Source organism: Flavobacterium sp. CR10 (assembly GCF_055814415.1).
The window spans coordinates 1,260,266-1,273,008 of the sequence record NZ_CP185985.1 but is presented as its reverse complement, the minus strand read 5'-3'; the positions used below and the strand labels follow the sequence as shown (position 1 = coordinate 1,273,008).

Here is a 12,743-nt window from a genome sequence, read left to right as displayed (position 1 = left end):
ACTTTTTTTTACATTTAATCTTGTTTGAGATTTCAGCCAGAAATTTTAAACCTCAAAACTATCTAGTTATGAAACCACAACTGTCTATTTTCTTTATTCTATTTTCTATTTTTTCAATAGGACAAACCAAAGTGAAAGACACCATAACACGAAGAGCCAATATAGGTTTTATTCAAAACGGAAATCAGGTTTCTTTTAAACCAGAAACGCCGCCTTTGATTCCGATTGCAGGTGCGCCAAAGCCAAGTTATTCTTATTTATGGGAATTGGGAGACGGCCATTACAGCAAAGAAGCCGAACCTAAACATGTTTATAAAAACAAAGGAACTTACACAACAAGACTTGCTGTAACGAATAATTACGATAACGGAAAACCTCCCGCAACTCGCCCGAAGAAAGTCGCCATAAACGATGTTACAGACACCAATTATAAAGACATTGCTTCTATCGCCGATCAGAATGGTTTTGCGATTATTAAAAACTGTGATCCTATTCCAGAACAAGAAATGGTAGTTGTAGTAAGTTATCAGAATCTTGAAAATTATGTTTCCAGCGGAAAGCTTTATTTGTTTTATAATGAAAAGCAATTTAAACACAATAATTTCGAATTAAGCGATTTCAGGACGTATGCGGGCGAACGTGAAGTGAAAGAAACCTTAGTCGCTTCTGTTGATGATCTAAATGATTCGAATACTTTTTTGGCTTCCGCCGAAGGGAATTTCAAAACCAAAAAATATAGAAATACCACAACTGAAGAAGATTTGGATGCTTCGCTTTCAGATGCCAATAAAATCTATCATAATGTTTCTATTTTAGAATTTGATGATGCGAATCCGGGAGAAACCCGAAATATTTTTTATACTTTCAAAACTACTCCCGAAATGATAAAAGATACCAGTGCAACGGTTACCATGCGCGGAATTTTTGTTCCAAACAGAAGCTATAAAAACCATAAAGTGAAAAATCTGGAAATGGAAATTGTAACTTCTCACGATCCAAACAAAATGGGTTCTAACGGAAGTTTTATGAATTACAGATTAGTGCGTTTCAAACGAGTAAATTTTAAAACCCGTTTTCAGAATAATGGTGAAGGTCCTGCGAGAAAAATCCGTTTGGAAACCGATGTTCCTGACATGTTTGACAAAAAAACTTTTCAGATTGAAAGCATGTATCCCGAATGTCCGATTTGTCCAAAAGGTGAAGAACCAACTGTAAGCTGTCTCGATACTATTATCAAACAGAAACAAATCATTTTTACTTTTAAAAACATTTATCTTCCTGGAAGCGAACAGAAAAATGTACACGAAAAAGATTCCACAAAAGGTTATGTGAAATACTCGATGAAGTTTGGCGAAGATTTTCATAAGGTGAAAACCAAAAGCCGAACCGCCATTATTTTTGATAAAAACGAACCTATTATTACCAATTATGCCACTACTCGATTCCTTCCTGGAATTTCGATTGGTGCAAAAGCAGGTTATAATTTCTATCCTGATTTAGATAAATCGACAAGCTATTTTGTCGGCGCTACGCTTTCGCCTTTTAAATCGTATCGTTTTTATTGGCAAGTGGAATGGGAAAATGCTTTAAACAAATACGATAGTAAAGTAAACGTATCGGAAGAATTTAATACAAATGCCAACGGAACCAGACAATTGATACGCACCACAACTGCCACTGAAAATAAAAATGTCAATTGGGAAATCCCTGTTTTAATTCGATATAACATTAACAATTATATTGGAGTTGGAGCGGGAATTCAAGCGAATGTGAATGTGTATTCAGAACAGAATCAAACGATCACGGTCGATACTTATGAAGGCGATAAAGGAAACTTTTTAATCAGTTCAACAACAAGTTCTAATACGATAAAAAACAATTTCTCAGGCTTTAAAACGGGGCTTTTATTTGATTTAACAGCTGGTTTTGCTAGAATCGGACCTAGCTTGGGTGCGCGTTATGTGATTAATTTTGAACAGAATTTTAATTATTTTCAGGTTTATGGAATTTGGAAGTTTTAGAGGTTATACCGCAAAGATTCGCAAAGGTTACGCAGAGACACGCAAAGAATATTTTGCCACGAATTTCACTAATTTCCACTAATTTTAAGTAATGCTATTTTGAGTTTCGATTTGTGAAAATTCGTGAAATTCGTGGCAAAAACAATATAATATGAACTTACATCACTTATATGGTTTCATGTTTCTTTTCCTGTGTCTGAATGTTTTCGGACAAAGTCAGGAAGTTAAAATATATAATGCAGTTGATAGTTTTACCGCAAATCCTTCCGCGGAAGCGTTGCAGAATTTAAGAAACATAGAAAGTGATTTCTGGAAAAGTGCCAAGACCAAAACCAAAGATGAATTATTGGCAATTGTCATTTTAAATTGCAATAAAGCGTATTATGAAAATCAGTTTGGACAGAATTTAGATGCGATAAAAAGCTACGAAAAAGCTTGGATGATTTACCAGAAAAACAAACTGAAAAATTATGATATAATTGAATTCTGCCTGAAACCTTTGGGCAATTTATATACCGTTTTGGGCGATTATGAAAATGCCGAAAACACTATCAAACAATATTATTTTATTGCCAGCCAGCAGAAAAACAAGAGCCAAAAAACGGCCGCAATTCTTAATCTTTCAAATGTTTATCAAAATACCGGTAACGTTTATAAAGCAATAGAATTGATTGAAAAAACAATCCAGACCGAAAAACTTTCTGCTGTTGAAAAAGGTCTATTATTGAATAATTTGGGAACAAACTATGTTTTGTCTTCTAAAAAAACTGAAGCAGAAACTTCATTTTTAAAAGCTGTCTCTCTTTTAAAAAATGATAAAACACAAACCGAAACTTTGGCAAATGCGTATCGAAATTTGGCACAGCTAAAAGTAGATCAAAACGATTTTAAAAAAGCTTCCGAATTTTTCGAAAAGGCGAAAACAGAATTCAATAAAAATCCGAAACGAGAACCTCGAAAAATAGGACAGTTTTATTATGAAGCCGCTTTTATTGCTTTCAGCGAAGGAAAATTAGTGGAAGCGCAAGAAAATATTACGATACTATTTAAAACACTACTTCCGTCCTTTTCGAATTCTAAAAACAGATTACCAAATCAGAATTCACTTTACGCAGAAACCGTTTTATTAGATGCTTTAGATTTGCAGGCTTTGATTTTTTTAGCTGAAAATCAGCCAAAAAATGCACTAAAAAGTTTCGGGCTTTCCTTTAAAATTGAAGAAATGATCCAATCTCTTTTGGTATATGAAAATTCTAAAATTATAACACAAGTAAGAAACCGAAACAGAACAGAAAAATGCATTGAAATTTATCTTTCACTGTTTGAAAGAGAACGAAAAATGAATTATATAGAAAGTGCTTTTTTATTGTCTGAACATACAAAATCTGTTGTATTAAAAAGACATCTCAAAAATATTGAAATAATCTCGAGAGAAGAAAAATTGATTTTTCAACAGCTCCAAAACTGGAATACCATAATTCTGAAAGAACAGCAGAAATTAGAAGCGGCGAACATTTCTAAAATCAATGAAGCCGTTAAAAAGCAAAATGAATTGATGCTGCTTTTGAAAACGAAACGAAGTAAATCGGATTCAAAAAAAAATTCTAGCCTTGATCTTTCTGGACTTTACGCCAAATTAGAAAAAGACAATGCCATATTAATAGAATATTTTTTTGGAGCTCATTGCATTTATAATTTTACTCTGGAAAATAAAAAAATTACACTGCACAAAATTGAAACATTTGATAAAGAATTGCTTTCATTCATTGGGCTTTTTAAAGATCCTTCGGCAATTGCCAACAATCCTAAAAAGTATAATTTACTTGGAAATAAAGTCTATCAGAAGCTTCAAATTCCAAAACTTGAAAAGCATAAAAATTTGATTCTCGTTCCAGACGGTATTCTGTCTTTTCTGCCTTTTGAAGCTTTAATAAGCGAAACTTCAAACACGTCAAATTTTACCAAAATGCATTATCTGCTGGATAAGTTTGATGTTGCCTACAACAATTCTGCAGAATTATATTTGAATGCGAATACGCTTTCAAATGGCAAAAACAATATTTTAGGCCTTTTCCCTATTTTCGAAAAGACCAATTATGAACTTCCGTTTTCAAAAAATGAACTGCAGTCTATAAAACACAATTTTGATGGGCAGTTTTTTGAGAATAAAAATGCTGATTTCTCAAATTTCAAAAACAATGCAATAGGAAAGTCGATTATACATCTCAGCACACACGCTTCTTCGGGCGATTTGGAAACTCCTGCGAGCATCAAATTCTACGATCAAGAAGTTTTATTTTCTGAATTGTATAATTTACAATTCAATCCTGATTTGGTAGTTCTGAGTGCCTGCGAAACAGGAATTGGAAAACTCTATAAAGGCGAAGGCGCCATGAGTGTCGCAAGAGGTTTTCAGTTTGCAGGAGCGCAAAATCTATTATTTTCGTTGTGGAATGTAAACGATTATACAACTTCTGTGTTTATGGATTATTTTTATAAAGAAGTAAAACACAATTCGTCTTTTGTACATGCAACGTCAAATGCAAAAAGGGAGTTTTTAAAAGATGAAAACGTTCCAAATGCAAAAAAGTCTCCTTATTACTGGAGCGCTTTTGTGTATTACGGCACGCTCGAAAAACCTGAAAAGCAAACCAATTATATCTTATATATCATTAGTTTTTTGGGTTTAATTGGCTTATTTTTGGGTTTCAATCATTACAGGAATGGAAAATCTTCACGAAATTCTCAAAATAGAGAAATACAAAAAAATAAAGTTCAAAATAACTAAAACACAGCATTTGCAGATAAAAGCCAAAATTAATGGCATTTCTGGAAATTTCATTTTAGACACGGGTGCATCCAATACTTGTGTGGGTTTTGAGTCTATTGAACGTTTTGAACTTTCTGCTAAAAACTCTAAAACAAAAGCATCTGGAGCTGGAGGAACTGGAATGACAACACAGATTTCGTCTCAAAATAAACTGCAATTGGGAAGCTGGAAAAGCAAAGGCTTTAGTATCGTAATTTTTGATCTTTCGCATGTTAATGAAGCTTTAGAATCTTTTAAAGCCAAACCTGTTCATGGCATTATTGGCGCTGATGTTCTATTGGAAGGAAAAGCAATTATTGATTATTTTAACCATTATTTGTATTTGAAATAGAGAAACAAAATGGTTTATTACTAAATTCCTTTTTAAAAACAAACAAAAAGTTGTTAACAAAAGATACGTCTTATTTGATCGTTATTTGACAAATAGAAGTATTTTTACATTGAAAGCCAGTAAAATCAAGGCTTTCTTATTTGATGGTTATTTGATTATGGAGCAAAAAAAGTTAATAAATATCGTAAATGAATTAATAATGCAGCCTAATGAAAGTGAATGGGTTGAATTTAAATTGAATTATCATTCTTCTGAAGAAATAGGAGAGCGCATTTCTGCATTATCTAATGGAGCCTGTTTGCATAATCAGCCCTATGGATATTTAATTTTTGGAATAGAAGATAAAACTCATAAAGTTGTTGGCACAACTTTTAAAATAAAATCTCACAAAAAAGGAGGAGAAGATTTAGAAAGTTGGTTAATTAATCGATTAGCTCCAAAAATTGACTTTAGATTTCATGAATTTGAATACGATGAAGGAATACATATATCAATGATTATAATTCCTTGTGCGGAAAATCGTCCTGTGGATTTTCTTCATACATCATATATTCGAATTGGAAGTTATACTCGAAAATTAAGCGAATTTCCTGAAAAAGAGGGCAAAATATGGAGGAAAGCTCCAGACAAACCATTGGAAAATCGTATTGCCAAAGAGAATGTTTCTCCTTCAGAAATAATAAGCCTATTAAATTCCCAAACTTATTTTGAACTTTTGAAACTCCCATATCCAAATACTCAGGAAGGTGTTATTGAAAAATTTGTTTCTGAAAAATTTATAACAAAGAATAAAGAAAGATATGATATAACAAAATTAGGAGCTATTCTTTTAGCTAAAAATCTTGAAGAATTCGATGAAATAGGTAGAAAAGCCGTCAGAGTAATTGTTTATAAAGGAAAAAATAAAGTTGAGACAATAAGAGAGCAAATAGGAAAAAGAGGATATGCTGTTGGTTTTGATGGTTTAATAGATTGGATCAATGGACAACTTCCTGCAAATGAAGAAATAGGAAAAGCTTTTAGAAAAGAGACTAAAATGTATCCAGAAATTGCAATAAGAGAATTAGTTGCTAATGCTCTTATTCACCAAGATTTCAATGAAAAAGGTTTTCCCATGATTGAAATATTCTCTGACAGAATTGAAATTTCAAATCCTGGTCTTCCACTTATAACACCACAACGCTTTATAGATGAATATATATCAAGAAATGAAAAATTAGCTGATATTTTAAGACGATTTGGAATATGTGAAGAAAAAGGAAGTGGTATTGATAAGGTTATTTTTTATAATGAAATGTTTCAATTACCTGCAGTTGATTTTATAGTTTCAGAAAAAAGAACCAGAATCACAATGTTTAGCTATAAAGATCTTAATAATTTAGATAAGAAGGATAAAGTCCGAGCGTGCTATCAACATGCATGTTTGCGTTATGTCTCAAATGACATTATGACTAACCAAAGTTTAAGGGAACGTTTTCAAATTGAAGAACAAAACTCTGCAATAGCCTCTAGAATAATAAAAGACACTATAAATGAGGGTCTGATAAAAGATGATGATCCTACTAGCAATTCCAGAAAGTATAAAAGGTACATTCCTTTTTGGGCTTAATAATTATAGCTACCTTTCTACAAATCAATTCTTCCAAAAGTTATAAATTCTTTTTATTAATTTCTATTTTCGGAACCGCATGTTTTTTCAATGAAAAATAAGCTACAACTGTACTCAGCAACATTAAAACTCCTCCTAAAATAAAAGGTGCTCCTGCAAATTTAAAAGGTGCGTCGTCATGAGTGAAGAAATAAAATGTATTGGCCATCATTGGCGGACCAATAATAGAAGAAGCGCTCATTAAACTGGTTAAGGTTCCTTGAATTTCTCCTTGTTCGCTTGGCGCTACTTTACTTGCTACAACAGATTGTAACGCTGGTCCTGCAATTCCGCCAAGGCAATATGGAATTAAAAACACAAACATCATCCAGCTTTCTGTTGCAAAAGCAAATAATAGCATTCCGATTGTATATAAAGCTAAACCAGTGTAAATGCTTTTCTCATTTCCTATTTTCGGATTGATGTAACGAACCAATCCTCCTTGAACCACTCCAACTAATAAACCGATTATTCCCAATGAAATTCCGATCATTCTTTCGTTCCAATTAAATTGATAGATAGTGAAGAAACTCCAATTGCTTTGTACTGCATGAGAACCAACGTATAGTAAAAAAATAGCAACAATTAATCCAATTAATGTTGGGTGTTTTCTTAATCCTAAAATAGCTCCGATTGGATTGGCACGTTTCCAGTCGAATTCTCTTCTGTTTTCTTTTTTTAATGATTCTGGTAAAATGAAAAATCCGTAAAGGAAATTAAGCATGCACAGAACTGCGGCTGCGTAAAAAGGAACTCTAGAGCCATATTGACCTAAAAGTCCGCCAATAACTGGTCCGATGATAAATCCTAATCCGAAAGCAGCTCCAATTAATCCAAAGTTTTTTGCTCTGTTTTCTGCAGTGCTGACATCGGCAATATAAGCAGACGCGGTTGTAATACTAGCGCCAGTTATACCTGCGATAATCCTTCCAACAAAAAGCCAGATAATCGTTGGAGAAAATGCCAATAAAATATAATCTAATGAAAATCCGAAAAGTGAAATCAGGATAATCGGTCTTCTTCCGAATTTATCACTTAAATTTCCAATAACGGGAGCAAATACAAACTGGGTTATCGCATACGCGAAAGTTAACCAACCGCCAATTTTTGCGGCTTCGCTGATGTCACCGTGAATCAATTCTTCGATTAATTTTGGTATTACAGGAATAATAATCCCCCATCCTGTAATATCTATTAACATGGTTATGAAAATAAAACCAATTGCTGCTGACTTGTCTTTTTGTAGCATAATATTTTTTGTAAGGTGATGCAAATAAACAGATTTTTCAATTAACATTAAAAAAATCCTAAATCGCAAGGTTTAAATTCCAAAGTTCAAATTCCAAATTCCAATTGAAAGTGCTTTTTTTTTTCACGCAGATTTAATAAAGATTTAAGCGGATAAATACAGATTTTTCTAATTAAATCTGCCAAAAATCTGTAAAATCTGCGTGAAACTTTTTTAAGGTATTAATAAAAAAATCCCAAATTCCAATTTGAAGGAATCTGGGATTTTTCATTGTGAAATTCCGAATTCGGGCTCGGAATTTCACTATCAAAAATTAAAACTATTAATGAGTGTGTTTAGGATTGAAACCGTCTTCGCTTAATTCTGCTGGCGTATAATCCGCGTGCATTTCAGCTTCGTAGTCGATTTTTTCGCCTTTAGAGAATTTTCTAATGATTTTCTCCATAATATCATAGATTACAGGAACCACGATTAACGTAAGGAATAATGAAGAAATCAAACCTCCAATAATTACCCAAGCCAATCCGTTTTTCCATTCAGCTCCTGCTCCAGATGCCAATGCAATTGGGAACATACCAAATACCATCGCAATTGTTGTCATCAAGATCGGACGTAAACGAGCGTGGTTTGCCTGAATCAAGGCATTTCTGATTGATTCTCCAGCCGCTCTTCGCTGATTCGTATAATCGACAAGCATGATCGCATTCTTACACACCAGACCAATCAACATGATTACCCCTAAGATAGTAAAGATATTTAACGTATTGTTTGTTAATGCAAGTGCAAATAAAACCCCAATGAACGAAAGCGGAATAGCAAATAATACGACAAACGGGTGAACGAAACTGTCATACAATCCAACCATTACAAGGTAAACCAAAATAATAGCGGCTAATAATGCGATTCCTAACGTACCAAAACCTTCCGATTGGTTTTCTTGGTCACCACCCCAGATATAGTTAACTCCGGTTGGTTTTTGCAATTTATCTAATTTTGCCTGCCATTGCTGAACAATCGTTCCCGCTGGCACCCCAACATTCTGACCTTGTACAGTTACAGAAGCTGTTTTATCTCTACGCTCCAATTTACTTGGTCCAGAACCTTCTGTAATTGTGGCGAATTGGTTTAATTTAATCTGCTGACCAGCATTGTTGATGAAAATCAAATTACTAACGTCTGTTATATTTTTTCTATCAAATTCGTTGTATTTAATGTTGATGTCATACTCGTATTCACCAGCTCTAAATTTACCATCTGTGTTACCACTGTAAGCAGTCTGCATGGTTAAACCAACTGTTTGAAGTGTTAATCCTAACGCAGCCATTTTATCTCTGTCAACCTGAACGTTGATCTCAGGGTTTCCATCCTCAACTGTTAATTTAATCTCAGTTGTTCCAGGAATGGTGCGTAATTCAGCTTCGGCAAGTTTAGCAAATTTCATGGCACTTTCTACGTTTGGACCTGTTACGATCAAACCTAAAGTAGCGTCTTCAGCGGTACCTAAAATACCTACAGGAACTGTTTTTACTTTTGCTCCAACTAAAACTTTTTCCAATTTACGTTTCACTTTTGCAGCGTATACGTTGGCGTCATCTGTACGATCTTTTTGATCGATCATTTTAACGTCAATCTCTGCTTTGTATGCAGTTGCCTGAGCTGCTCCTAAACCTTCACTGGTTTGTCCAACTGTTGTAATTTGGCTGAAAACATATTTCTCTCCTTTTAAGAAAGCTTCTGCTTTTTGCGTCATAAAGTTTGTCTGTTCTAACGAAGCGTCTTTTGGCATCTCGATTTGAACCAAGAACTCACCACTATCAGATGATGCGAAGAACTCTCCTCCAATGTATCCGCCTCCCATTAACCAGAAGATCGTACCAAAGAACATTACCACAATGACAACCATTGTTTTAATATAGTGATCTAAACACCAGTTTAATAAGTGAGATACCCAGTCAGTAAAACGAGTTAAGTAGCTTTCAAATCCAAGGATAATTTTTCCGAAAAGATTTTTACCTTCAATATGCTCTAATTTTCCGAAACGTGATGATAACCACGGAATAATCGTAAATGAAGCCAATAACGAGAACATTGTAGAAATAATTACCGTGACACAGAACTGTGTAATAATGTTCGATACCAATCCTGTACTCATCGCAATCGGTAGGAACACTACAACAATTACTAATGTAATCGAAGTTACGGTTGCACCAATTTCGGCAGTTCCATCATAAGCGGCACGAATTCGGCTTTTACCCATCTCCATGTGTCGGTAAATATTTTCAAGTACAACGATCGCGTCATCCACAAGAATACCAACTACAAGAGATAAACCAAGTAAAGACATTAAGTTAAGTGTATAACCTAATAAATAGATTCCAATAAATGTTGCAATCAAAGATGCTGGAATAGACACCATTACGATCAATGAGTTTCTAATACTGTGCAAGAAGAACAACATTACGAATGCTACCAGAATAACCGCAATTAACAAGTCATGTACAACAGAATCTGCTGCTTCAAGAGTAAAAACTGTACTGTCTTTTGCAACTTCTAATTTTAATTGAGCCGATTTATAATCGTTCTCTAAAGTTTTAATTGTTTTAATCAACTGCTCACTTACCGCAACGGCATTAGCATCTGATTGTTTTACAATTTGAAGTACAATCGCGCTTTTTTGATCTACACGCGCAATTTTCTCTGCAATTTTTTGCGTATCCTGAACATCTGCAATTTCTCCTAAACGAATTTGGATTCCGTTTTGAGAAGAAACCACTAAGTTTCTTAATTCGTCAACATTTTTATATTTACCCGCTAAACGGATTAAGATTTTTTGATTACGAGTCTGGATGTTACCTGTTGGGAAATCCAAGTTTGAACTCAAAATGGTCTGCTGCACTTGAGGAACTGAAAGTCCATAACCTTGCATTTTTACTGCGTCAAGGTTTACCTGAATCTCACGCTCTTGACCACCAATAATATTTACCTGAGCAACCCCTTGTACACGAGATAAAACTGGAGCAATCTTTTTATCGATCAAATCGTAGAAAGCTGCTTCGTCCATTTTACCATTCGCACCAAGCGTCATAATTGGTAAATCACTCAAAGAGAATTTAGTCAATGACGGCGGATCCGCATCGTCTGGCAAATCACTCAAAATCGCATTGATTTTACGCTGCGCATCATTCATCGAAATATCAACATTCGCATTTGAAGTCAATGTGATCGATACAATCGAAAGGCTCTCGTAAGATTTCGAGTCGATTTTCTTGATATTTTCCAAAGACGCAATCGCATCTTCAATTTTCTTTGTTACTGTATTTTCAACCTCACTTGGAGAAGCTCCAGGATATACAGTTGAAACCGTAATTACGTTGGTTTCGAATTTTGGGATCAGCTCGTAGCCTAATTGGCTGTAGCTGAACAATCCACCTAGTGTCAGAATTGTAAACAATACAATTACCAACGACGGACGTTTTATGGATATTTCGGCTAATTTCATATATTTTTTCTTTATGCTTTAAACTTTAGGCAGTAGGCTTTAAGCTTTTAAATTGCTTATAGCCTATCGCTTAATGCTTATAGCCAAATAATTATTTAATAATTTCTACTGTATTTCCGTCTTGTAGGTTGATTTGACCTGTAACAATTACAGTTTCTCCGTCATTTAAACCGCTGATAATTTCAACCTTATCTCCTAAAATTCTTCCAGCAACTACTTTTCTCAATTTAGCAACGCCGTTTTCTACAACAAAGATTTCGTTACTGCTCACACTACCAACAAATGCATTTCTCGGAACTACTTTTAAGTTTTGTTTTTGGTTTGTTGAACCGAAAGTTGCAGTTCCGTACATACCTGCTTTTAAGTCATTGCTTGCATTGTTTGTAATTTCAATTTCTACAGGGAAATTTAAAGAAGCATCTGCTTTTGCAGCGATGAAAGTAATTTTTCCTGAGAAAGTTTTGTCAGGATAAACGCTTGCTGTAATGTTTACTGTGCTGCCTAATTTTAAGCTTGCTACTTGAGTTTCGTTTACAGTAACATTCAGTTTTAATTTAGAAACATTTACGATGTCAAATAAGGCTGTTGCAGGCATTCCAGCTAAAATAGAACCTGGTTCAATATATTTTTTGTTGATGTAACCGTTAATTGGCGCTTTTACTCTTGTATCTCCAACATTGATTTTTGCTTGAGTATAATTAGATTGAGCGTTTGTTAAAGCCAATTTTGCCTGATCTAATTGTTGTTTTGTAACACCACCTGTTTTAAAAGCATTTTCATATCTAGCATAATCAGATTTTGCATTTTGGTATGCTGCCTCAGCTGCTTGAGCGTTTACGTTGATAACATCTCCTCTTACTGTTAAAAGAGTTTGTCCTACTTTTACATAGTCACCTTCTTTTACTAAAACACTAATTACTTTTCCAGATTTTTCAGCAGAGAAAGTCAATTCCTGAATTGGCACAAAGTTTCCGTTAGCAGTAAAAGCCAAGTTTACATCTTCAGTTTTTACTGTAGCCACTTTTACAGAAACTGCTGCGTTTTTTTCTGCTACAATGGCAGTTTTCGCTTCGTTTTCTGCTTTGTTCTTATTTAAAATGTAGCTAACTCCAAAAAAAGCTACAATTATGATTACGACTGTTATAATTATTTTCTTCATTGTAAT

Annotated in this window: 7 protein-coding genes; 4 read left to right on the top strand and 3 right to left on the bottom strand. The window is 34.1% G+C overall.

Features of this window, described 5'->3' with window-relative positions:
- Positions 1–68: 68 nt before the first annotated feature.
- The 4 genes from ACNRYB_RS05800 to ACNRYB_RS05785 all read left to right on the top strand — a co-directional run bounded on the left by ACNRYB_RS05800 (position 69) and on the right by ACNRYB_RS05785 (position 6,791).
- The gene (locus ACNRYB_RS05800) at positions 69–2,021 is read left to right on the top strand and encodes a DUF7849 domain-containing protein (protein ID WP_473729497.1); all 1,953 of its coding nucleotides are present in this window, start codon (positions 69–71) and stop codon (positions 2,019–2,021) included.
- Between the two features lie 151 nt (positions 2,022–2,172).
- Positions 2,173–4,809 (top strand): CHAT domain-containing protein, encoded by a 2,637-nt coding sequence (locus tag ACNRYB_RS05795; RefSeq protein WP_473729496.1) that lies wholly within the window; start codon positions 2,173–2,175, stop codon positions 4,807–4,809.
- Entirely contained in the window at positions 4,745–5,182 is a 438-nt protein-coding gene (locus ACNRYB_RS05790) for a retropepsin-like aspartic protease (RefSeq protein WP_129745971.1), read from the top strand. Before ACNRYB_RS05795 ends, ACNRYB_RS05790 begins: the two co-directional genes overlap by 65 nt.
- Before the next feature lie 109 nt (positions 5,183–5,291).
- Positions 5,292–6,791: an RNA-binding domain-containing protein gene (locus ACNRYB_RS05785; protein ID WP_473729495.1), complete on the top strand. Its 1,500-nt coding sequence runs from the start codon at positions 5,292–5,294 to the stop codon at positions 6,789–6,791.
- A 40-nt stretch (positions 6,792–6,831) separates the two neighbouring features.
- Here ACNRYB_RS05785 and ACNRYB_RS05780 read toward each other — a convergent pair whose 3' ends face one another.
- The 3 genes from ACNRYB_RS05780 to ACNRYB_RS05770 form a co-directional block, all read right to left on the bottom strand.
- Positions 6,832–8,127, bottom strand: a complete 1,296-nt coding sequence (locus ACNRYB_RS05780; protein ID WP_473729494.1) for a TCR/Tet family MFS transporter — start codon at positions 8,125–8,127, stop codon at positions 6,832–6,834.
- Between the two features lie 274 nt (positions 8,128–8,401).
- Positions 8,402–11,578, bottom strand: a complete 3,177-nt coding sequence (locus ACNRYB_RS05775; protein ID WP_473729493.1) for an efflux RND transporter permease subunit — start codon at positions 11,576–11,578, stop codon at positions 8,402–8,404.
- Between the two features lie 91 nt (positions 11,579–11,669).
- Positions 11,670–12,737 carry an efflux RND transporter periplasmic adaptor subunit gene (locus tag ACNRYB_RS05770; protein ID WP_008466154.1) on the bottom strand — a complete coding sequence of 356 codons (1,068 nt, stop codon included), beginning with the start codon at positions 12,735–12,737 and terminating at the stop codon, positions 11,670–11,672.
- Between the last annotated feature and the right edge of the window lie 6 nt (positions 12,738–12,743).

Bases quoted from the DNA above. Each gene is read 5' to 3' on its own strand.
- ACNRYB_RS05800 (WP_473729497.1), top strand. From the start codon at position 69: ATGAAACCACAACTGTCTATTTTCTTTATTCTATTTTCTATTTTTTCA.
- ACNRYB_RS05775 (WP_473729493.1), bottom strand. From the start codon at position 11,578: ATGAAATTAGCCGAAATATCCATAAAACGTCCGTCGTTGGTAATTGTA.
- ACNRYB_RS05790 (WP_129745971.1), top strand. From the start codon at position 4,745: ATGGAAAATCTTCACGAAATTCTCAAAATAGAGAAATACAAAAAAATA.
- ACNRYB_RS05780 (WP_473729494.1), bottom strand. From the start codon at position 8,127: ATGTTAATTGAAAAATCTGTTTATTTGCATCACCTTACAAAAAATATT.
- ACNRYB_RS05795 (WP_473729496.1), top strand. From the start codon at position 2,173: ATGAACTTACATCACTTATATGGTTTCATGTTTCTTTTCCTGTGTCTG.
- ACNRYB_RS05770 (WP_008466154.1), bottom strand. From the start codon at position 12,737: ATGAAGAAAATAATTATAACAGTCGTAATCATAATTGTAGCTTTTTTT.